This is a genomic window from Hymenobacter sp. DG25B, from assembly GCF_000801315.1.
Lineage (GTDB): Bacteria > Bacteroidota > Bacteroidia > Cytophagales > Hymenobacteraceae > Hymenobacter.
On the sequence record NZ_CP010054.1, the window covers coordinates 2,693,536 to 2,715,387 of the forward strand.

Genomic DNA, 21,852 nt, shown 5'->3' on the forward strand with positions numbered 1-21,852 from the left:
AAAATTCGTGACAAAATATAAAGTAATTCAAAAATTTTTAAACGTTATTATTTCGCTCCGCCGAAAACTATTCATAAACAAAAAAGCCCGCTGTTTCCAGTAGGCTTTTTGATTTAAATCCTTCCTAAAACGGTGGGTCTTCATTCCCGAAATTACTCTTCGGGAAGGGCACCGGGCCGGGGCCGCCATCATTGATTTTGCTACCCAGCCGAATGGTATTGGGCGTGAAGCTGGGTTCATCGTCGAAGTTGCTGCTGGGGAATGCGCCGGTGTTGTAGCTGGCGCCATCCAGCCCAAAGCCGCCGGCTCCGTCGAGGTCGGCGAACTTGGTGAACTTGCCGATAAACTTAAGCTGCACGGTTTCCAGGGAGCCGTTCCGGTGTTTGGCAATAATTACCTCGCCGGTGCCCTGGGTGGGGTTGCCCATTTCGTCCTCCGTAATCTTATAGTATTCGGGGCGGTACAGGAAGATAACCATGTCGGCGTCCTGCTCGATGGAGCCGGATTCGCGAAGGTCACTCAGCTGCGGCTTCTTGTCGCCGCCGCGGGTTTCTACGGAGCGGGAAAGCTGCGACAGGGCCAGAACAGGCACGTTCAGCTCTTTGGCAATGCCCTTCAAGGCGCGGGAAATAGAGGCAATTTCCTGTTCGCGGTTTCCCATGGCCTTGCCATCCGTGTTGCCGCTCATCAACTGCAGATAGTCAATGATGATCATCTGGATGTCGTGGTGGGCTTTGAGGCGGCGGCACTTGGTGCGCAGCTCCCGGATGCTCAGGCCCGGCGTATCATCAATAAAGATGGGCGCCGAGGACAGGGCCGAAATCTTGTGGTTGAGCTGGGCCCACTCGTAGTCGGCCAGGTTGCCTTTCTTGATTTTCTCTGAATCCAGTTCTGCTTCCGCCGAAATCAGACGATTTACGAGCTGCAGCGAGGACATTTCCAGCGAGAAAATGGCCACCGGCTTCTTAAACTCTACGGCCGCGTTGCGCATGGCCGAAACCACAAAAGCGGTATTGTGGGTCACCGTCATGTCCTGCAACAGGAACAGCCGGTTGCCATCAATTGCGAAGCCGTAATAGTCGTCCTCTTTATCAAACTCAACCGAAATACCGGTCATGCGCCAGTCTACGGGGCTTTTCCAGGGCTGGGCTTTCTTGCGCTCTACCCGCACGGGCACGCGGTTTATGTCGCCGTAAATACGCACCCGGTATACTTCGCTTTCATAGCCGATGGCGCTGATAGCGGCCCGCTTTTTCTTCAGCGAAGTACGGAAGCCCAGCGAATCGGCCAGGAACTTAATCTGGCGGGCCAGGCGGTGGTTTTTCTGGGTTATTTCGTAGCCGTTGGACACCGGGTCGAGGTGACCATCGGAATCAATCAGACCGGCCAGCAATTGAAGGCGGTTTTCGGTGCTATTGGCCAGATAGGTTTGGGGAATGTGTTTATCGCCCAAAACACCCATCTGACGAAGCGCATCCTGCAAGGAATACTGCGCAATGCTACCTCCTTGACGGCCCCGGGTGATGCCGTAGCTGTTGCAGCGGCCTTCCACCACGCCCACGGTCACCTGCATGTCCAGCGTTTCAGCGTATTCGTGCAGGAAGTTGATGATTTCCGGATCCTGGCCCGTGATGCGGCAGTTGTCGGTGCTGCCGTCGCCGAGCCACACCCCGAGGAAGTACGGATCTACCGGTACTGCCTGCGCTGCAAATTCCACCGGTACTTTATAGCCTTTGTAATTTGTGCGGAATTTGGCTGATTTCGCCAGCCAGTCCTTCACCGTAATATTGAGCACGTCACCGTGGCGGTGCGGGCCTTCGGTGCGGCTGCGCTTCAGCGAGAGAATGTGACTTTCGTTGACGCGGTAGGCTTCACCCTTGTTCTGACGCACCCAATACATGTTTTCGCGTCCCCGGGCAATGTTGAGCACCCGGCGCGGGGTAGAGTCGTCGCCCATCAGCAACTCGCCGGCCTGCACATCTTCCACGTTGCGCAGCGTGCCATCAAACATCAGCACTTTGGTGCCTTTGCCCAGGCACTTACCCATACCCGGGCGGGCGGCAATAATCACCAGGTCAGAAGGCTGCCAGCCGGAGGTTACCCGGTCAAGGGCCGAGAAGCCGCTGGGCACGCCGGTGAGGCCGTCTTTCTGGTTTTTCTTTTCTTCCAGCTCTTTGATGGCCTTACCCATCAGGCTGCGCATGTCGTCAAAGTTCTTCCGGATGTTCGACTCCGATACTTCAAACAGGGCTTGCTCGGTGCTATCCAGCAGGTTAAACACGTCGGTGGTATCCTCGAAGGCGTCGCGCTGAATGGTGCTGGCAATACCAATCAGCTCGCGCTTAATGGCATTTTCCGTGATGATGCGGGCGTGGTACTCAATGTTAGCCGCCGAGTTGACTTTAAAAGTCAGGTTGGCCACATAGTGGGCGCCGCCGGCTGCTTCCAGCTCGCCCATTTCCCGCAGCTCGTGCGTGACGGTGAGGATATCAATCGGCTCCGATTTATCGAACAGATTGAGGATGGCCTTGAAAATGCGCTGGTGCCCTTCCTTATAGAAACTCTGGGTTTTCAGAATATCAATAACGGTGGTCAGGGCATCTTTTTCCAGCATAAGAGCCCCCAGCACAGCGGCTTCCAGCTCCAGGGCCTGGGGCGGCAACTTACCTGAAGGGCCACCCGTGGGAAGCTGGGCCGGACGCGAGTTCCAGGCTGCTTTGGCGCGGGAAGCAGATATTTTCAGGCGGTCATCCATTTGGTCATTCATCGTCGTACTCAGCAAATCTAACCCAAAGGGGGGTACAAAGCTACTAGCTGGGCCGTAGAAATTACGGGCCCGCGGAATAGTTTCTTTTTGGTACTTTGTCCGAAGCAGGCTCCGCGAGGAGGCTATTTTCGGGCTGTACAATGGTAGTTGTGCTTACCTTTGCCCCGGCTTTCTGCCAGTTGTTTCGCAATTCCTTTCTGCATGGCTACTACGCCCGCTTCGCTTCAGCGTCTTCACCTTATTGCCGTAGGTGGCAGCATTATGCACAACCTGGCCCTTGCCCTGCACCGCCGCGGGGCCCAGGTAACCGGCTCCGACGACGAAATCTTTGAGCCCGCCAAAAGCCGCCTGGCCGCCGCCGGCCTGCTGCCCGCCCAGGAAGGCTGGTTTCCGGAAAAAATTACCGCCGACCTGGATGCCGTGATTGTGGGTATGCACGCCCGCGCCGATAACCCCGAGCTGCTGCGCGCCCAGGAGCTGGGCCTGCGGGTGTATTCCTTCCCGGAATTCATCTACGAAGCCTCCCGCGACAAGCAGCGCATCGTTATCGGTGGCTCGCACGGCAAAACCAGCATCACCTCCCTTATTTTGCACGTGCTGCGCTACCACAAGCGCAAGTTCGATTATGCCGTGGGTGCCCAGCTGGAAGGCTTTGATCTGATGGTGCAGCTTACCGAGGATGCACCCATTATTATTATTGAAGGCGACGAGTACCTCTCCTCTCCCATTGACCGGCGCCCGAAATTCCACCTGTACCAGCACCACATTGGCGTAATTTCCGGCATCAGCTGGGACCACATCAACGTGTTTCCGACCGAGGAATTCTACCGCGAGCAGTTCCGGATTTTCGCCGACATGACGCCCAAGGCCGGCACGCTTATCTATGACCGCGACGACGAGCAGGTGCAGCTGGTCACGGTGCCGTCTAACCCCGATGTGACCTACATCGGCTACGGCCCGCACGAAAACGTTATCCGCCAGGGAAAGACTTTCCTCATCACCAAAAAAGACGAGGAAGTGCCCATTCAGGTGTTTGGCGAGCACAACCTGCGTAATATCTCGGCCGCCAAGGAAGTGTGCAGGCAGCTGGGCATCCGGGGCAAGGATTTCTACGAGGCCCTGGCTACCTTTAAAGGCGCCGCCCGCCGCCTGGAGCTGGTGCGCGAAGGGGCCGATTCCGTGGTGTACAAAGACTTCGCCCATGCCCCCAGCAAGCTGAAGGCCACGGCCGGCGCGTTTAAAAAGCAGTATCCCAAGCGCAAGCTGGTGGCCTGCCTGGAGCTGCACACCTTCAGCTCACTCAACCCCGCTTTCCTGCCCCAGTACGCCCACACTTTTGATACGCCCGATGTGGCCGTGGTGTACTTTAACCCCCACGTGCTGGAGCACAAGCGCCTGCCCGCTCTGCCCCCGGAAGCCGTGCAGGCCGCCTTTCAGCGCCCCGACTTACAGGTGTTTACCGACAGCAAGCAGCTGGCTGCGTTCCTGCACGAGCAGGACTGGCAGAATGCTAATCTGTTGATGATGTCCTCGGGCACCTTTGATGGGCTGGACCTGGTGAACCTGGCTACCGAGGTAACCAAATAAGCCGCACCTTCTATGAAACCCAACCTGCTTTTGCTGCACGGCGCCCTGGCTTCGGAAGCGCAGCTGAAACCACTGGCCCGGGAGCTGGGTGCCTTCTACCGGGTGCATACTTTTTCCTTTAGCGGGCACGGGGGCCGGCCTTTAGTACCAGCTGAGTTTGACATGCAGCATTTTGCGCAGGAAGTGCTGGAGTTTATCCAGGACCGCGACCTGCCGTTTGTGCATGTGTTTGGCTACAGCATGGGTGGCTATGCGGCGCTGGTGGCGGCGCTGTCGGCGGCGGGGCGCATTAAAACCATCACTACCCTGGGCACCAAGTTCGATTGGAACGCAGCCACCATTTCGGCCGAAACCCGCATGCTGGATGCCGCTACCATGCGGGAGAAAGTGCCGCAGTTTGCTACGCATCTGGAACAGCTGCACACACCCACTCCCCTGCCCGAGCTGCTGGCCGCTACCTCCGCCATGGTGCAGGCCCTGAGCAATGCTCCGCTTCTGACACCTGAAAAACTGGCTTCTCTCCCCATTCCGGTGCAGGTATTGGTGGGCGAGCTGGATAAAACGGCTGGCGTAGATGCCTCCCAGGAGTATGCAGGCTATTTACCCCGGGGTACTTTTGAAACCATCATGAACACGCCGCACCCACTGGAACGGGTAAACCCGGATCTGCTGGCCAGCCGCATTATTCGTTTCAGTGAGGAATAGCATTGGCTGCAACAGTCCTAAATAAAAAAGCCCGCTGCAGTAGCGGGCTTTTTTATTTAGGACTGAGGTGGCGGTGGCGGCACCAGCGGATTCGGCCGCCGGCGGTCTGTGGTAACCAGCAGGGCCAGCGCTGTTAGCGTGAGCCGTAAAATCCACTTGCTGCTCATAGCTCCGGTGTGTTATTTGTCTACTTAAAAAACGTGTTGTTATCCTTAATAGTCAGGTCGCAGCTGCTGCCGCCGGTGTTTTCCTCGCAGGTAGTGCCCACAATCTTGTTGCCTTCGAAATTGAAAAAGCAGAAAGTGCAGCCTACTCCTTCAATAACGTAGCGCTCGGCATTAGAGCTCAGATACAAGCTGTTATCGGTGGAGTATTGCAGCGGAATGGCCATTCCGCGGAACATTCCATTATTCAATCCCAGGCCTACCAGATAATACACCGGCTTGTCCTTGGGCTTTTCCTGCACCTTCCGGATGGTGACTTTATCCACCGTGGTGCCATCATTAAACTGCTGAATAAAGCCGTGGGTGAGCTGCTCTTTGGGCACCGAATACACGATTTTTCCCTCCGATATTTCGGCTACCAGCTTGCTTACGGCTTCCATCTGCCGCTGCTCTACCTTGGTAGGATCATTGGCCGGGGAGCTGATTTCAGGCATTTGCTGGCGGCGCGTGGTTTCGCAGCTGCTCAGGCCAGCCAGCAGCCCTGCAGCAAAAAGGAAATAAAAACCGGAAAGTCGGGAAAAACGCATGGATAGGGTTAGCAGAAGAAATTAGCGGGGTTTGTAATACTTCATTGCCTCGGGCAGCTCCCGCTGAATATCGGCAATACGCGTGCCGCTGGAGGGGTGGGTAGACAGGAACTCCGGTGGCGAGGCCTGGTTGTCGCGGGCTTCCATGCGCTGCCAGAACGAAATTGCGCCTTTAGGGTCGTAGCCGGCAATGGCCATAAAGATAAGCCCCAGGTGGTCAGCTTCCGATTCCTGGTTGCGGCCGTATTTGAGCAGGCCCACGGTGCTGCCTACCCCAAATGCCTGCAAAGCCAGCTGCTGAGTAGCCTGCGTGTTGTTGGCCAGCGCCACGGAAAGGGCCTGTCCGCCCAGCTGCTGTACCAGGCCCTGGCTCATTCGCTCGTTGCCATGCTTGGCTACGGCGTGGGCAATTTCGTGGGCCATCACCACGGCCAGGCCATTTTCGTCCTGCGTAATGGGCAGAATACCAGTGTACACGGCCACTTTGCCGCCGGGCATACACCAGGCGTTTTCCTGCTTGTCTTCAATCAGGTTAAACTCCCACTGGTAGCCGGCCAGCTGCTCGGAGGCGTTCTGCTGGCGGAAATAAGTTTCCACGGCCTGCTGAATACGCTGGCCTACGCGGCGCACCATGGCCGTTTGCTGGGAGTTGCTGGAAAGGCGGCTTTTGCTGATGACTTCACGGTACTGCTGCTCGCCTAAAGAGAGCATTTCGCCGTCAGACACCAGGCTAAGCTGTCGGCGCCCGGTAATTGGAACGGTGGAGCAGGCGGCGGCTACGGTAAGGCAGCAGGCCAGCGCAATTTTCTTTAACATGAGTACAGAATTTAGAGAAAGGGAGATAGAAGAAAAGCGCGGCGGCGGGTGCCGCCGCTTTCAGACCACAGAAAAATTCTCCGTAGCGCTTGCTATACGCAGAGTAGCCGGCAAAATGTTTGCTTGGAGAAGGAGCAACACAGCCACCGATGCGCACGTAAGGCCGGATTTTGGTTTTTCGGGCCGGGAATTAGCGTTATTTTTGGCAACTCCCCGGCTTCTGCCTCTATACCGAACGGCCGTTTTTACTCGTTTGGGGTCTTGTTTACCGGCCTTCGGGCCCTGCTCCTGTTTTCGCTTCCCTCATGAAGATTCTCTGCATTGGCCGCAACTACGCCGAACATATTGCTGAACTGCACAACGAAGTACCCGACGAGCCCGTCATTTTCCTGAAACCCGATACCGCGCTGCTGCAGCGCAACATGCCGTTTTTCTACCCCGATTTCTCCACGGACATTCACCACGAAATTGAGCTGGTGCTGCGCGTAAGCAAAAACGGCAAGAACATCGACCCCAAATTTGCCCACACTTATTTCGATGCCATTGGACTGGGCATTGATTTCACGGCCCGCGACCTGCAGAGCAAAGCCAAAAGCAAAGGCCTGCCCTGGGACCTGGCCAAGGGTTTCGATGGCTCGGCCCCGCTTTCGCCTACTTTCAAGCCGGTGGCCGAGTTTGCCGATCTGCAGAACATCAACTTCCGGCTGGAGGTGAACGGCGAGGTGCGCCAGCGCGGCAACTCCGGCCTGATGCTGCACAACTTCGACAACATCATCAGCTACATTTCCCGGTTTATCACCCTGAAAATGGGCGACTTAATTTTTACGGGCACGCCCAGCGGCGTAGGCCCGGTGCAGGTAGGCGACCAGTTAGTTGGATTTATAGAGGAGGAGCGCGTACTGGATGTGGCTGTTAAATAACCTCCGTCAACTTTCCGGTGGTGCGCTGGCTCTGCTGCTCACTACCGCCGCCCTGGTACCTGCCGCCTGCGGCAACAAAGAGCCGGAAAAGGCTGCCCATAAGGCCCCGGCCGCTACTACCGATGAAACCGGCCGCGTGAAGGTGGAACCGGGCTACTTCCTGTTTCCCATTAAACCCGGCAAGCCCAACTTCCTGGCGGGCAGCATGGGCGAGCTGCGCCCCAACCACTTCCACGGGGGCCTGGATATTAAAACCGATGGCCGCACCGATTTGCCCGTCTACGCCTCGGCCGATGGCTATATTTCCCGCCTCAAGCAGTCGTCGTTTGGCTACGGCAATGTGCTCTACATTACCCACCCCAACGGCCTGACGACGGTTTACGGCCACCTGAACCGCTTTCTGGGGCCGGTAGCCGATACGTTGCGCGCCCGCCAGTATCAGAAGCAGACCTATGAGATAGAGCTGTTTTTCACCAAAGACCAGTTCCCGGTAAAGCGCGGCGACGTGGTGGCCCTGTCCGGCAACACCGGCGGCTCGGGCGGCCCGCACCTGCACTGGGAAGTGCGTGATGCCGAGGACAACCAGCTAAACCCCCTGCAGTGGGGTGGCTTCGCCGAGATTCAGGACCACGTAGCGCCCTCCCTGCAGGCCTTTGCCGTGGAGCCGCTCAGCATTGACGCCCGCGTGCAGGGCCGCTTCGATAAAGCGGTTTTTGTGCCGAACCCGCTGCCCGGCCCCGGTGTAGCTACCGTCTGGAAAGACACCATTTCGGCGTTCGGCACGGTAGGCATCCTCCTGCAGGCTTTCGACCGCTACGATAATGCCTGGAACAAAAACGGGCTGCAGCGGGTGGAAGTAAAGGTAAACGGACAGCCCCTGTACACCCACGAGGTAGATGGCGTGCCCTTCCCGGAAGGCTCGCGCGAAATCAATCAGCATGTGGACTACGAGTGGCAGAAAACCCACGGTCGCACCCTGGAAAAGCTGTTTGTTGATGATGGCAACAGCCTGAAAATGTACACCACCGGCCCCAGCAAGGGTATGCTGAATGTGCAAGCCGGTAAGCTCTACGCCGTAGAAGTGCGCATGAGTGACTCCTACGGCAACACCACTCCGCTAAGCTTTGTGATTCGGGGTCAGGAACCCATGTATTTCAAAACCCGCAGCGCCGCCGTGAAGAAGCCGTCCCTGCGCTATGAAATCACCCGTAACATCCTGAAGGTAGTAGCTGCTGACCCCGACACGGCCCGCCAGGCCGGCAACCTTACCCTGTACCGCGGCAACCGCCTCCTGGAGCTGCGCCCCAGCTACACCGTGCAAAGCGAAAACGTGTACCTGTACGATTTGCGCGCCGGCCGCCCAGACTCCATACGCTTTGGCTCCGTTACCCGCCGCTTTGATCGGCAGGCCCTGATTCCCTCGGGCCAGGAGTTTGCCTTCTCCACCAGCAACATGCAGCTGGAGTTTAAGCCGCAAACGCTGTTTGATACCCTTTACCTGCAAACCAGCTACAAAGAAGGCCTCTGGACGGTGCAGAACCCACGGCAGCCCCTATATCAGCCCCTGCGCGTAACGCTTCGGCCGGAGCAGCCCGTTACTGACAAAGAGCGCTCCGCGGTATACCTGATTAATGCCCGTGGCGGCCGTTTGTACCAGGGCGGCAAGTGGGAAGGTGAAGCCATTTCGGTGCCGGTGAAAACCTACGGCTCGTTCCGCATTCTGGCCGATACGCTGCCGCCTACGGCGCGCCTGGTGCGCAAGTCGCCGCAGGGGCTTACTTTTCAGGTGGGTGATAATCTCTCGGGGCTGGCCAGCTATAAGCTGTACATCAACGGGCAGTGGCGCCTGCTGAAATACGAGTACAAGAATGCCACGCTGTTTACCGATCCGCAGGACCACACCGTGCCGCTGCGTGGCCCCGGGGAGTTGCACATTACCGATCAGGCAGGCAACCAGCGCGTCATCAAATTCACTATCTAGCAGCCCAAGCGCTGCACACCGAGCACAGGCAAGGGCCGGCCAGCGGAAATTCTCCGACTGTGCCGGCCCTTTTCGCGTAGAGCAACGCAGGCTGCTTTCTTTACCTTCTGATCAGAAACGTTACTATGAAAACTCGTCGTCCTGTGCTGTTTGCGGCTGCGGCCGCGGCAGTGGGTGCGGCCGCCGTGGTGTACGCACGCACCCGCACGGCCCCGCTCCCCGTAGTACCCCACGTAGATCTGAAACGCTACGCGGGCCTGTGGTATGAAATTGCCCGCCTGCCTACCCGCTACGAGCGGGACTGCGAGGCTGTAACGGCGGAGTACCACCTGCAGCCCGATGGCACCCTGCGCGTGCGCAACACCTGCCGCCGCAAAAGCCTGACCAGCCCCGAAGAATCGGCCACCGGCACCGCCCGTGTGGCAGACCGCCGCACCAACGCCAAGCTGAAAGTGAGCTTTTTCTGGCCCTTCACCGGGGATTACTGGATTCTGGACCTGGAAGGCGACTATCAGTATGCGCTGGTAGGCGAGCCCAAACGGGAAAACCTCTGGATTCTGTGCCGCCATCCGCATCTGGAGCGCAGCATCCGGGATAAGCTGGTGGCCAAGGCGCGCACGCTGGGTTTTCCGGTAGAAAAGCTGATTTTTACGCCTCAGCCCGTTTCCGAAAAACCCTAAACCTTCCTGATGGATCTGCAACCCGGCGCTCCTGCCCCCGATTTCGAAGCCATTGACCAAAACGGCATTCTGCATCGCCTCGCTGATTACCGCGGCCGCAAAGTGGCGCTGTATTTCTACCCCAAAGACGATACCAGCGGCTGCACGGCCCAGGCCTGCAACCTGCGTGACAACCAGGCGGCCCTCACCAGCGCCGGCATTCAGGTACTGGGCGTCAGCATCGACAGCGGGAAGTCGCACCAGAAATTTGCTGCCAAATACGACCTACCCTTCCCTTTGCTGGTAGATGAGGACAAGAAAATAGTGCAGGACTACGGCGTGTGGCAGGAAAAATCCATGTACGGCCGCAAGTACATGGGCACCATGCGCCATACCTTCCTCATTGATGAGAATGGCTTGATTGAGAAGGTCATTACCAAAGTAGACACCAAAAACCACGCGGCGCAGCTGCTGTAGGGCCGGTGCGGCTACTATCTCCCCTGTTGACTGCTTCTGGTAGCTGACAGGGGATTTTTATGTGTATTCAGGCGCCGGGAGGCAGAAACCGCCGGAATTCTGTGGTCATTACAAAGAAGGATTTCCGCCTCCGGCGAAGCTTGCTACCTTTGCCCAAGCAACCACCTTCTCCTTCCGTACCCATGTCGCAGGATACTTCCCTCGCCGCCCAGGCTACCGCCAACCCAAAAACCATTGCTGAGCTGCAACAGATTGCCGCTCAGGTGCGCCGCGACATCGTGCGCATGGTGCACGCCGTAAACTCGGGCCACCCCGGTGGTTCCCTCGGCTGCACCGATTTGCTGGTTGCCCTGTATTTCCGGGTGATGAAGCATGACCCCAGCTTCTCGATGAACGGCGTGGGCGAAGATCTGTTTTTCCTGTCTAATGGGCACATTTCGCCGGTATTCTACTCCGTACTGGCCCGCTCCGGCTACTTTCCGGTAAGTGAGCTGGCTACTTTCCGCAAGCTGAACTCCCGTTTGCAGGGCCACCCCGCCACCCACGAGCACCTGCCCGGTATTCGCATTGCCTCGGGCTCCCTGGGTCAGGGCCTGAGTGTAGCCACCGGCGCGGCCCAGGCTAAAAAACTGAACGGCGACGACCGCACCGTCTATGTGCTGATGGGTGACGGCGAACTGGAAGAAGGCCAGGTATGGGAAGCAGCCATGTACGCCCCGCATCATAAAGTAGATAACCTCATTGCCTTTGTAGACCGCAACGGCCAGCAGATAGACGGCCCCACTGATAAAGTTGGCGGCCTCGGCGACCTGCGCGCTAAGTTCGAGGCCTTCAACTGGCTGGTGCTGGAAACCGATGGCAACGACCTGACCAAGCTGATAGCTACCATTGAAGAGGCACAAGGCCTGCTGGGCCAGGGCAAACCCGTAATGGTGCTGATGGACACCCAGATGGGCTTCGGCGTTGATTTCATGATGGGCTCGCACAAATGGCACGGCGTAGCGCCCAACAACGAGCAGCTGGAAATTGCCCTGCAGCAGCTCATCGTAGAGCACGGCAGCGACTACTAAGCCCTTTTCAGTAAATCCAATACTGCGGCGAAAATCCTACCGTTTCTTCTGCAGCAGCTAGTATATTACTGAACCGAGATACCGGCCTGCCTCCAGGGGGCGGGCCACTCGGGGGCTTGGGCTTGTTCTATGCGCTATCCACCGGTTTTCCTGCGGTACCTCCTGATTTTCTGCGCCCTGTTGCTGGGGAGCAGTAGCCTGCATGCCCAGAACCAGCCTTCGGTGAAGACTCGCACCACGCGTATTCTGTTTTTGCTGGATGCCTCGGGTTCTATGCTGGCGCCCTGGGAAGGCGAGCCGCGCATGGAAGTGGCCAAACGCCTGCTGGCGAAAATGGCTGATTCTCTCAACGCCTACCCTAATCTGGAGCTGGGCCTGCGGGTGTATGGCCATTTGCACGATAAATCGGAGAACAACTGCGAAGACTCGCGGCTGGAGGTGCCGTTTGCCGCCAAGAATGCCCGCGCTATCAAGGACAAGCTCAAGCAGATAACGCCGCAGGGCAATACGCCCATTACGTATTCCCTGATGCAGTCGGCCGGCGACTTCCCCACGGACAAGAACAGCCGCAACGTCCTGATTCTGATTACCGACGGGCTGGAATCCTGCAAGGGCGACCCTTGTGCCACCTCCATTGCCCTGCAGCGCAAGCGGGTGTTTCTGAAGCCTTTCGTCATCGGCATTGGCGCCGAGCATGAGTTTGGCAAGCAGCTGGAATGCCTGGGCCAGTACTACAACGCGGCCGATGTGAAAACTTTCCGCACCATCCTCAACGATGTTATTGCGCAAACGCTGGCCAAAACCACCGTGGCCATTAACCTGACGGATGCCGATGGCCGGCCCGTGGAAACCAACGTGAACCTCACCTTCATCAACAACATCACCGGGGCCATTGAGTACAACTACGTGCACTACCGCGACGACAAGGGCAAGCCCGATGCCCTCGACATCGACCCGCTGCAGAGCTACGACTTAGTCATTAATACCGTACCTGCCCTGCGCGCCAATAACCTGCAGCTAAAGCCCGGCAAGGCCAATGTGCTGTCGTTTAAGTCGCCGAGGGGCACGTTGTGGCTGCAGTCGCCGCCGCTCTCGCCCAACCCGTATGGTACCATGCAGGCCGTCATCCGGCAGGCCGGGGAACCCGCCACGCTGGTGGCGCGCACCTTCGGCAACCGGCAAAAGCTGCTCACGGGCAAGTATGAAGTGGAAATCCTGACGCTGCCGCGCATCACCCGCCACATTACCATTCGCCAGGGTCAGGAAACCGTGGTAACCTACGATGCGCCCGGCACCCTGAATATCATTACCGATCTGAAAGGCTACGGCAGCATTTACCGCCTCAACCAGGATGACTCCCAGACGTGGATTTACAACCTGCCGGAAGGCGGCAGCAGCAAAATGAATGTGCCGCTGCAACCAGGAAATTACCGACTGGTGTTCCGCTCCAAAAATGCCACCGGCAGCAAGTTTTCCGACGCTCGCACATTTACGATTAAATCGGGGCAGACTACGTCGGTTAGCCTGTTTGGAAAATGATAAAGTCGTTTGTCATCCTGAGTGCAGCGCAGCAGAGTGAAGGACCTTCCTCACCTAAGTGACCAGCCTGATTCAACTCCCTTAACAGCATGTTGGCGCATCAGTATTATGTATCTATCGTCACCAATCCGGCCAAAACCACCGTGTACATTGGCGTGACGAATGATATACGGCGCCGCATTCAGGAGCATTTTGAAAACCGCGGCAACCGCAACACCTTTGCCGGGCGCTACTTTTGCTACAACCTGATGCATTATGAGTTTTTCGAGCACGCCGAAGGTGCCATTGCCCGCGAGAAGGAAATCAAAGGCTGGACCAGAGCTAAAAAAGATGCGCTGGTTGCCGCCAAAAATCCGCAGTGGCTTACGCTGAATTACGCGGAGTTGTGAGGTGAGAGCATTGAATTGGCCTGGTCACTTAAATGAGGAAGGTCCTTCACTCCGCTGCGCTGCACTCAGGATGACAGAATAAACAACGACAAACAAGTCCCCAAGACCCTAAGTACTTAAGAACCCAACATGAAAGACTTCCCCTACACCGAATCGAAAGACACACGCTCCGGCTTTGGGGCGGGCCTGCACGAGCTGGGCAAAACCAACCCCAACGTGGTAGCCCTCTGCGCTGACCTCATCGGCTCCCTGAAAATGGATGCCTTTGTAAAGGACTTCCCCGAGCGGTTTTTCCAGGTGGGCATTGCCGAAGCCAACATGATGGGGCTGGCCGCCGGCCTCACCATTGGGGGTAAAATTCCCTTTACGGGCACCTTCGCCAACTTTAGCACCGGCCGCGTGTACGACCAGATTCGGCAGAGCATTGCCTACTCCGGCAAAAACGTGAAAATCTGCGCTTCGCACGCCGGCCTCACGCTGGGCGAAGACGGCGCCACCCACCAGATTCTGGAAGATGTGGGCATGATGAAAATGCTGCCCCACATGTGCGTTATCAACCCCTGCGACTACAACCAGACCAAAGCCGCCACCCTGGCCATAGCCGAGTACGAAGGCCCCGTGTACCTGCGCTTCGGCCGCCCCGTGGTGCCCAACTTCACCCCGGCGGACCAGGAGTTTGAAATCGGCAAAGGTGTGCTGCTGAACGAAGGCACCGACGTAAGCATTTTTGCCACCGGCCACCTGGTGTGGAAAGCCATTCTGGCCGGCAAGCTGCTGGCAGAGAAAGGTATCAACGCAGAAATCATCAACATCCACACCATCAAGCCCCTGGATGCGCAGATGATTCTGGAGTCGGCGCGTAAAACGCGCTGCGTGGTTACCGCTGAAGAGCACCAGATGAACGGCGGCCTCGGCGACTCCGTGGCCCAGCTGCTGGCCCGCGAAGAGCCTCTGCCCCTGGAAATGGTAGCCGTGAACGACTCCTTCGGTGAATCCGGCACGCCCGATCAGCTAATGGAGAAATATGGCTTGAACGAAACTGCTATTATGGCGGCGGTGGAGAAGGTAATGGCGCGGCGGAAGTAATATATAATTGTGTTCGAAAAAGCCCCAGCAGCTAAGGAAGTTGTTGGGGCTTTTTTTATGAATAACGAACAGGGCTTTATACAGGTTGGGAAATAGAATTTCGTCTGCCCATAACCGCTGTTGATTGAAAATATTTTGATGAATTTAAGTACAAATGTTGATAGTTATTCGTCTGACCAAGCTGAAGCTGAGATTTGCAATTAGCTGATGTTACAATGTCTTGCCCAACTTGCATAAAACCCAATGTTGCCTGCTGTTTTTCTCACCGTCATCTTTTGTATGTGTCCCAAACTAATTTTCCGTCAAAGTCAATTTTATATTTTGTCTTTGCAAAATCGGTAAGCAAAATTCCGTCGCCTTCAAGTTTAAATTCTTCTTCGTTGTCTATACTTACAAAAATGTCTGCACCACCAAACTCCCATTTTTTATTTCCGTCTTTGTCAAGTTTTGTCACTTGAAGTTCTCCGTGTATAATGTAATCGTTTTGTTGTTTAAATATTTGAAAACAGGTTGCTTGGTCAGCTTGTGTTTTCCATTTTAAATAAAGGTCAGGAAGTGTCAAGCAAAATATTGTGTCGCAACAACAGAGCAATAATCGGTCGTTGTCAAGAAGCGACGAATTTTGATGAACGCCTGTCGCACCTCCTGAACCGATAACAATGCAACTGTTAATAATTTGGTCGCCTTTGTAAATTTTTACTCCGTGTTTGGAAGTAGGATATTCCGTTGCTCCGTCACCAAAGTAATGTTTTGAATAATTGAAATGATTGTCTGACGAGCCAAACTTATAGGTCGGTTCGTTAACCACTTCTAATGTCAAGTCTTTATAGTGATAACTGTTCATTTTTGGGTCGTCCTAAAATAGCAGGCAACATCTGTGTTTACGAAAGTATCCCATCCTCGGAGTTTCGGGAACCGGCGTTCTGTACGAAGCTAACTTTCGGGAAGCAGTATAAAGGAGCCTGCTTCCCGAAAGTTGATTCATTACAAACCCAGCGTATCAAGGGGTGAGGCGGGGCGGTTGTGTTGGGCAACATGCGTATAAATTTCAGTGGTTTTAATGCTGCTGTGCCCCAATAAATTCTGGATAATACGAATATCGGTACCGGCCTCCAGCAAATGAGTAGCATAGCTGTGCCGCAGCATGTGCAAGGTAACGGTTCGGCGAATACCGGCCCGTTCAGCGGCCTGTTTTACTACTAGTTGTAGGCTGCGTTCAGAATATGGTTCGCCGGGGCGTTGTCCTTCAAAGAGAAAGGTAACTGGCCGGAACTGCCGGTATTGCTCCCGGAGCAGTTGCAGCAGGCTATCGGGGAGCGGCAAGTCGCGGTCTTTTTTACCTTTGCCGGCCCGTACATACAGGACCATGCGCCTGGCATCAATGTCGGTAGGCGTCAGGGCCAATACCTCGCCCAGGCGCAGGCCTAATCCATAGGCCAGCATAAGCATAGCGCGGTGTTTGAGGTTGTCGGTGCTCAGCAGTAAATCCTTTACCTCCTCTTTGGCCAGCAGCTTTGGGTTTTGCAGCGGCCGCTTGGGCCGGGGCACCTCGTAGTATTGCCGGGGCTGGCCTTCCACCTGTTCGTAGTAGAATTTAATGGCGTTGATGAGGGTATTCTGATACGCTTCTGACAGGCCGGCGGCCACTCGCTGGGCCAGGTAATCCAGCACATCCTGCCTGCTCAGCTCCAGGGGGAGGCGCGGGGCGTGGTAGCTTATAAACTGCAGAAAAGCGCCCCGGTAGTTTTTCAGGGTTTGGGGGCTATAGCGCTTTAGGGCAATATGCTGGCTATAGCGCGAAAGCAGCGCCTCCTGCGGAGTAGGCGCAGGCAATTCTTTGGCCAATGCCGGTACCGGCGGCACTTGCAGGGCAAGGCCTAACGGGGCGCAGGCCGCTTGTAATTGCGCCACGGCTTCGGGGGTGGCGGGCAGCACATAGCCGCGCATAGGTGCACTGTAGCGTACGCCGGCTGCGAGGAGCGCCGTTCGCACCACCACATCAGAATACGGAAAAAACACCTGAAACCCGGTACGGGACTCGCACAGGCGCAACGTAACGGCAGGTTTCATGACAGAGCAACAAGGAAGACCAATATAAGGCTCCTTACAGGGTTTCGCCGGTTTTTTTGTCGAGCATCAGGATTTGTTCGCCTATTATTTCGGTCACATAGTGGCGCACGCCGGCGGCATCATCATAATGCCGGTTTTTTAGTTTACCCTCTACATACACCAGGCTGCCTTTGCGCAGGTAGGCCTGAGCCAACTCGGCCAGCCCGCGCCAGAGTACTACGGTGTGCCAGTCGGTGCTGGTATGCAGCTGGCCGGTTTTGTCGCGGTAGCTCTCGGATGTAGCCAGGGAGAATTTGGCTACCGGCACGTTTCCCTCCAGTACCTGCACTTCGGGGTCTTTACCCAGGTTGCCGATAAGCGCTACTTTGTTGAGGCCGCGCATAGGTCTGGGTCTAGTTCTTCGTGCCGCACTCGGCGCAGAATTTCTGCTCCGGCTTCATAGGAGAGCCGCAGTCGGTGCAGAACCGGTCTTTTTGCTGAGCTACCACATTGGGCGTGCCGCACTCGGGGCAGAATTTCTGGCCGGGGTTTAGCTTGGCGCTGCAGCTTTTGCACTGCACAATGCCACCGCGGTTCAGGAAATCCAGCTCTTTGGTATAGTCCTGGGCGCGGGTTTTTTCGCGAATCTGCTCGCTGGTGGCCTGGGCCTGCTGCGAGGCCAGCTCTTCGTGCTCATCGGGGGCGCAGTCTTCGCAGAGGCCGGCTTTGTGGTTCCAGCAAACATCGGGGCACACCCAATGGCCGCAGCGGGTACATTGCTTGAAATACACCTTGCCTTCCTGCACCGCTTTTTCCAGGGCCGCATCGTGGGCTTTGCCGCCAATGGCACGCTGCACGTGGTAAGCGGCGTTGCCGGCATCGTAGAAACTCCCGCCAAACAGGCTGCCGGCAGCGCGCATCAACTCCCCGGCAATGCCAATGCTGTTGGGCTGAAACCGCGACATGTGCCCATTGCGGCATTTATCGCAGTAAAACTTAAACTGAAAGCCTTTGTCAGTGGAAAGGTCATCGTGGTTGGCCACAAATTGTATCAGATTGCTCATAGCGCAGAAAGTAGGATTCGGGGCAAAAATAGTAGGAAGATTCAACCACTTATGAATTAATATCTATCTGGTTGAATTTTTCAGCTAGTTCACTCTGTCAGCTGATTTCAAGCCCAATGCTATTATTATGTGAGCCGGTTATCTCACTAAAATCAGAAAGAAGAAGCTGGTCCATTAAACCCGGACTACCTTTCCTTCTCTAACCCGGCATCACCCTCTTCGCCTCCCTGTTTGGAAGACCAGGAAATACTGCTCAAGTTTCAGGACCCGGCTGCCCGCAACGTGGCCTTCAACCAGCTGGTGCGCAAGTACCAGACGAAGGTGTATTGGCACGTGCGCAAAATGGTGATTGACCACGAGGACGCCGACGACCTGACGCAGGAGGTATTTATTAAGGTGTGGAAGCATCTGGAGAACTTCCGCCAGGATGCCTCCCTCTACACCTGGATTTACCGCATTGCCACCAACGAGTGTCTGAACTTCCTGAGCAGCAAGCGGCGCAGGTTCTTTCTGCCCCTGAATGACGTGGGCGCCGAGCTAGCCGCCAAAGTGGAAGCCGACCCCAACATTGCCGGCGACGCAATCGAGCTAAAACTCCAGAAAGCCATTCTGCAGCTGCCGGATAAACAGCGCCTGGTGTTCAACCTGCGCTACTACGATGAAATGCCCTACGAGCAGATGGCGGAAGTAACCGGTACCAGCGTAGGCGCCCTGAAAGCCTCCTACCACCACGCGGCCAAGAAGATAGAACAATACATCAACGCGCACTCTGATTAAACCTCAAGGCCCCCGCGGCTTCTAACCAATATGAAAACTCCGTTTCGTCTGGACGACCACCCCCGCCGGACTTCTCCCTTAGCCCCGCCGCCCGATGGCTACTTTGACCGGCTCCCGCGCCGCGTGATGGAGCGCGTGCAGCCGGCTCCGGCAGCGGAAATGGCCCCGGCCGGTTGGCTGCTGACCCTCTCCCGCCCCATGCGTACGGCCCTGGCTTCGGCGGTGCTGCTGGGCGGCTTTGTTACCTCGTTTTTTCTGAGCCAACCGGCCGTTTCTCCGCAACAGCCTGTTGCCACTACCACGGCCGCTATGGTGCTGGCCACCGTGCCGCGCACCGAAATGGTGCAGTATCTACTGGCCAGCGACCAGCGCGTAACCCTCCCGGACCTGGCCGAGCTGCCCGGCACCGCCGACCAAACCGTAACGGACAGTTTCCTGCAGGCATCTTCCGCCGAAGTGCAGGATATACTGGACGAGCAACCCACCGATGACCTTTATTTGTAAGCTGATGTCCCTTTCTCTTTTCTCCCTACTGCCGGCTAAAAAACCTGGTCTGTCCGTATTTCTGATCCTGGCTTGCCTGTTGCTGCACACCGCCGCCTGGGCTCAGAAACCCGACCGCCAGGAACGCCTCTCCCGCCTGGAAAACGCCAAAATTGCGTTTCTCACCGATAAGCTCACGCTCACCCAGGACCAGGCCCAGCGTTTCTGGCCCCTTTACAACGAGTTTACCGATAAGCGCCGCGACCTGAACCGCCGCCAGCGCCAACTGCGCACCAGTGACCCGGAAGGCCTCACTGACCAGCAAATCAAGGATAACCTAACCCAGGCCTTTGCCATGCGCCAGCAGGAAGTAACGCTGGAAAAAGAGTACTTCGAGAAGTTTCAGAAAGTACTTTCCATCCGGCAGGTGGGCCGCCTGTATCTGGCCGAGCGGGAGTTTACCCGCGAGGTGCTGCACCGCCTGGATGAGCGCCGCGGCGGCCCCCGCTCCGGCGACGTAGCAGCCCCGCGCTAGGGCTTCATTCACAAATAAATTTCCTCGGTCATGTCGAGCGCAGGCGAGACATCTCGCGTGCTGATGTTGCCATAGTACCTGTCATGCTGAGCGTGTCGAAGCATCTCTACTGCTTCGTTGCATTGTTATACCACACTAGCGAGAAGTCTCGCCTGCGCTCGACATGACAGTCTTATTCTCGCCCTGATATTTCAATTATCCATTAGCTCCAAAAGGCTGCCCACACCGGGCAGCCTTTTTTGCTGCGTACGGGAGAATCACGCCGTACCTTTGCCCCTATGCAAACGGCTTCTTTTACTTCCCGTCAGCTTTTTCTGCGCCATCAGGCGCAAACCTCTGATTTCCCTCTGCTGCTTGAAATTGAGCGGGCGGAAGGCGTGTACATGTACGGCCCAGAGGGCGCCCGCTACCTGGATCTGATATCCGGAATTGGGGTGAGCAATGTGGGCCACCGCCACCCCAAAGTGCTGGCCGCCATCCAGCAGCAGCTGGATAAATACCTGCACCTGATGGTGTATGGGGAGCTGGTGCAGGCCCCGCCGGCCGCGCTGGCCCACGCCCTGCACCACACCTTGCCTACCCGGCTTAACTCGGTCTACTTTACCAACTCTGGGACTGAAGCAGTGGAAGGCGCCCTGAAGCTGGCCAAACGCTACACCGGCCGCACCGAGCTTATTTCCTGTCATCGGGCATATCATGGCTCCACGCAGGGCGCGCTTTCCGTCACGGGTTCCGAGGAGTTCAAGCGTAGCTACCGTCCCTTGCTGCCCGATGTGCGCCACATCGAGTTCAACCACCAGGCCGATTTAGACCAGATAACGTCCCGCACCGCCGCCGTCATTGTGGAAACGGTGCAGGGCGAAGCGGGCGTACGGGTAGCCTTGCCCGGCTATTTGCCGGCTTTGCGCCAGCGCTGCCAAGAGGTAGGGGCCCTGCTGATTCTGGATGAGATTCAGTGCGGGTTTGGCCGCACCGGTACCTTCTGGGCGTTTGAGCAGTTTGGCATCGAGCCCGATATCCTGCTCACGGCCAAAGGCATGGGCGGCGGCATGCCCATTGGGGCGTTTATTGCGCCCCAGGAAATTATGGCCGTTTTCAAAACCAACCCTATCCTGGGACACCTTACCACGTTTGGCGGGCATCCGGTGTCATGCGCGGCCTCGCTGGCTACGCTGCGCGTTATTCAGGAGGAAAACCTGCTGGCGGGCGTACACGAAAAAGCCGCCCTGTTCAGGCGGCTTCTGCGGCACCCGGCCATCCGCGAGGTGCGGGGCTGTGGGTTACTGATGGCGGTAGAATTTGAGTCGTTTGCGGTGCTGAAGCCCATTATTGACCGGGCTTTGGAGCACGAAGGTGTGCTGACGGATTGGTTTCTGTTCTGTGACAACTCCCTGCGGCTGGCGCCTCCCCTCACCATTTCTAAGGAAGAAATTGAGGAAGCCTGCGCGGCGCTGCTACGCGCTGTAGAGCACGTTACCAGCACCTTAGCCAGCTAAGGCAAGCTATTCGCCGCCGTTGTAGTTCAGGAAGGCCTGCGACTCCTGCTTGATCTGCTCCCGGGGCAGGCCGTCTTTCACGCCCATGGAAATCTTGCGGACCAGCACGCCTACAATGGCTTTGCGGAAGCCCAGCTTGGTGGCCATGTCAATGCAGAAGTCCATTTCGTGGTCATCTACCACGCCATCGGCTAGCATCATATCTACCAGGTCAAATATCTGGTCGAAGCGTTCTGAGTCATTATCGGGCACCAACATGGTGGGCGTGTTGGTATTGGCTACCAGATTGCGGACATCCTCCGCCCGCATACCGTTCTTTTTGCCTACAGCCACAATGAAAGTCATTTCCCGCTCATCAATGTGCCCATCGGCCTTAGCCAGGGAAGCAAGATTGCAGAGGTGGCTTTTGACTTTCTTCGTCTGTTCGCTTTCGAAAAAACCAAACATATAACGGAAACAGGTTAACTGGTGGGAATTAGGAGGTTGCCAGAAGGGCGCATCGACAGCGAAAATCCTGCCGGGGTGAAAACGAAGATTGGAAAAAGGGAGCTTAAGATACCTACTACCCCGCTAGAACACAATACGCAGTTTCGGAAAAAATAGCCATATCCAAGGAACAACCGTTGAATTTATCTTACTTCGCATCATTTGTGCCGGCTGCAGCTCTGCGGCCGGCTTCCCCCTGGGTATAAGAACCACTA

Annotated in this window: 22 protein-coding genes; 14 read left to right on the top strand and 8 right to left on the bottom strand. The window is 56.4% G+C overall.

Annotation, left to right across the window (positions count from 1 at the left end; all coding sequences use genetic code 11):
• Positions 1-124: 124 nt before the first annotated feature.
• The gene (dnaB, locus tag PK28_RS11530; protein ID WP_044513999.1) at positions 125-2,767 is read right to left on the bottom strand and encodes a replicative DNA helicase; all 2,643 of its coding nucleotides are present in this window, start codon (positions 2,765-2,767) and stop codon (positions 125-127) included.
• 201 nt (positions 2,768-2,968) lie between these two features.
• Between dnaB and PK28_RS11535 the strand changes: the two genes are divergently transcribed.
• Both PK28_RS11535 and PK28_RS11540 read left to right on the top strand, forming a co-directional pair.
• A complete protein-coding gene (locus PK28_RS11535; RefSeq protein WP_044514001.1) occupies positions 2,969-4,354 on the top strand; it encodes a UDP-N-acetylmuramate--L-alanine ligase in 1,386 nt (461 codons plus the stop codon).
• Positions 4,355-4,366: 12 nt separating this feature from the next.
• Positions 4,367-5,059, top strand: a complete 693-nt coding sequence (locus PK28_RS11540) for an alpha/beta fold hydrolase (RefSeq protein ID WP_044514004.1) — start codon at positions 4,367-4,369, stop codon at positions 5,057-5,059.
• 187 nt (positions 5,060-5,246) lie between these two features.
• Here PK28_RS11540 and PK28_RS19055 read toward each other — a convergent pair whose 3' ends face one another.
• Together PK28_RS19055 and PK28_RS11550 are read right to left on the bottom strand one after the other, a co-directional pair.
• Positions 5,247-5,810 carry a hypothetical protein gene (locus PK28_RS19055; protein ID WP_048825927.1) on the bottom strand — a complete coding sequence of 188 codons (564 nt, stop codon included), beginning with the start codon at positions 5,808-5,810 and terminating at the stop codon, positions 5,247-5,249.
• Between the two features lie 21 nt (positions 5,811-5,831).
• Positions 5,832-6,626, bottom strand: a complete 795-nt coding sequence (locus tag PK28_RS11550) for a M48 family metallopeptidase (RefSeq protein WP_044514007.1) — start codon at positions 6,624-6,626, stop codon at positions 5,832-5,834.
• A 305-nt stretch (positions 6,627-6,931) separates the two neighbouring features.
• Between PK28_RS11550 and PK28_RS11555 the strand changes: the two genes are divergently transcribed.
• The 8 genes from PK28_RS11555 (at position 6,932) to PK28_RS11590 (ending at position 14,747) form a co-directional block, all read left to right on the top strand.
• Complete coding sequence (locus PK28_RS11555; protein ID WP_044514009.1) at positions 6,932-7,546, top strand: fumarylacetoacetate hydrolase family protein; 615 nt, start codon at positions 6,932-6,934, stop codon at positions 7,544-7,546.
• Complete coding sequence (locus PK28_RS11560; RefSeq protein WP_048825929.1) at positions 7,530-9,527, top strand: M23 family metallopeptidase; 1,998 nt, start codon at positions 7,530-7,532, stop codon at positions 9,525-9,527. The genes PK28_RS11555 and PK28_RS11560 overlap by 17 nt, the downstream gene beginning before the upstream one ends.
• A 125-nt stretch (positions 9,528-9,652) precedes the next feature.
• Positions 9,653-10,207 carry a lipocalin family protein gene (locus PK28_RS11565; protein ID WP_044514011.1) on the top strand — a complete coding sequence of 185 codons (555 nt, stop codon included), beginning with the start codon at positions 9,653-9,655 and terminating at the stop codon, positions 10,205-10,207.
• Between the two features lie 9 nt (positions 10,208-10,216).
• Positions 10,217-10,663: a thioredoxin-dependent thiol peroxidase gene (gene bcp / locus PK28_RS11570; protein ID WP_044514014.1), complete on the top strand. Its 447-nt coding sequence runs from the start codon at positions 10,217-10,219 to the stop codon at positions 10,661-10,663.
• Between the two features lie 182 nt (positions 10,664-10,845).
• Positions 10,846-11,733, top strand: coding sequence for a transketolase (locus PK28_RS11575; protein ID WP_044514017.1), 888 nt, complete (start codon positions 10,846-10,848; stop codon positions 11,731-11,733).
• A gap of 129 nt (positions 11,734-11,862) precedes the next feature.
• Positions 11,863-13,272 (top strand): vWA domain-containing protein, encoded by a 1,410-nt coding sequence (locus tag PK28_RS11580; RefSeq protein WP_044514019.1) that lies wholly within the window; start codon positions 11,863-11,865, stop codon positions 13,270-13,272.
• Positions 13,273-13,361: 89 nt separating this feature from the next.
• Positions 13,362-13,661 carry a GIY-YIG nuclease family protein gene (locus PK28_RS11585; RefSeq protein WP_044514021.1) on the top strand — a complete coding sequence of 100 codons (300 nt, stop codon included), beginning with the start codon at positions 13,362-13,364 and terminating at the stop codon, positions 13,659-13,661.
• A gap of 129 nt (positions 13,662-13,790) precedes the next feature.
• Positions 13,791-14,747, top strand: coding sequence for a transketolase family protein (locus PK28_RS11590; RefSeq protein WP_044514024.1), 957 nt, complete (start codon positions 13,791-13,793; stop codon positions 14,745-14,747).
• 268 nt (positions 14,748-15,015) lie between these two features.
• Here the strand turns inward: PK28_RS11590 and PK28_RS11595 are convergent, their stop codons facing one another.
• From PK28_RS11595 to PK28_RS11610, 4 genes are all read right to left on the bottom strand, one after another.
• The gene (locus PK28_RS11595; protein ID WP_048826389.1) at positions 15,016-15,591 is read right to left on the bottom strand and encodes a hypothetical protein; all 576 of its coding nucleotides are present in this window, start codon (positions 15,589-15,591) and stop codon (positions 15,016-15,018) included.
• A gap of 140 nt (positions 15,592-15,731) precedes the next feature.
• Positions 15,732-16,817 (bottom strand): tyrosine-type recombinase/integrase, encoded by a 1,086-nt coding sequence (locus PK28_RS11600; RefSeq protein ID WP_052430557.1) that lies wholly within the window; start codon positions 16,815-16,817, stop codon positions 15,732-15,734.
• Positions 16,818-16,851: 34 nt separating this feature from the next.
• Entirely contained in the window at positions 16,852-17,199 is a 348-nt protein-coding gene (locus tag PK28_RS11605) for a single-stranded DNA-binding protein (RefSeq protein ID WP_044514026.1), read from the bottom strand.
• 10 nt (positions 17,200-17,209) lie between these two features.
• Positions 17,210-17,860 carry a zinc ribbon domain-containing protein gene (locus PK28_RS11610; protein WP_044514029.1) on the bottom strand — a complete coding sequence of 217 codons (651 nt, stop codon included), beginning with the start codon at positions 17,858-17,860 and terminating at the stop codon, positions 17,210-17,212.
• A 231-nt stretch (positions 17,861-18,091) separates the two neighbouring features.
• On the opposite strand from PK28_RS11610, the gene PK28_RS11615 reads away from it, so the two are divergent.
• From PK28_RS11615 to PK28_RS11630, 4 genes are all read left to right on the top strand, one after another.
• Positions 18,092-18,637: an RNA polymerase sigma factor gene (locus PK28_RS11615; RefSeq protein ID WP_044514032.1), complete on the top strand. Its 546-nt coding sequence runs from the start codon at positions 18,092-18,094 to the stop codon at positions 18,635-18,637.
• A gap of 30 nt (positions 18,638-18,667) precedes the next feature.
• Positions 18,668-19,141: a hypothetical protein gene (locus PK28_RS19060; RefSeq protein ID WP_048825932.1), complete on the top strand. Its 474-nt coding sequence runs from the start codon at positions 18,668-18,670 to the stop codon at positions 19,139-19,141.
• 4 nt (positions 19,142-19,145) lie between these two features.
• Positions 19,146-19,655 carry a hypothetical protein gene (locus PK28_RS11625; RefSeq protein ID WP_048825933.1) on the top strand — a complete coding sequence of 170 codons (510 nt, stop codon included), beginning with the start codon at positions 19,146-19,148 and terminating at the stop codon, positions 19,653-19,655.
• Positions 19,656-19,933: 278 nt separating this feature from the next.
• The gene (locus PK28_RS11630) at positions 19,934-21,151 is read left to right on the top strand and encodes an aspartate aminotransferase family protein (protein WP_044514034.1); all 1,218 of its coding nucleotides are present in this window, start codon (positions 19,934-19,936) and stop codon (positions 21,149-21,151) included.
• Between the two features lie 6 nt (positions 21,152-21,157).
• Here the strand turns inward: PK28_RS11630 and PK28_RS11635 are convergent, their stop codons facing one another.
• Positions 21,158-21,598 carry a tellurite resistance TerB family protein gene (locus PK28_RS11635; RefSeq protein WP_044514037.1) on the bottom strand — a complete coding sequence of 147 codons (441 nt, stop codon included), beginning with the start codon at positions 21,596-21,598 and terminating at the stop codon, positions 21,158-21,160.
• Between the last annotated feature and the right edge of the window lie 254 nt (positions 21,599-21,852).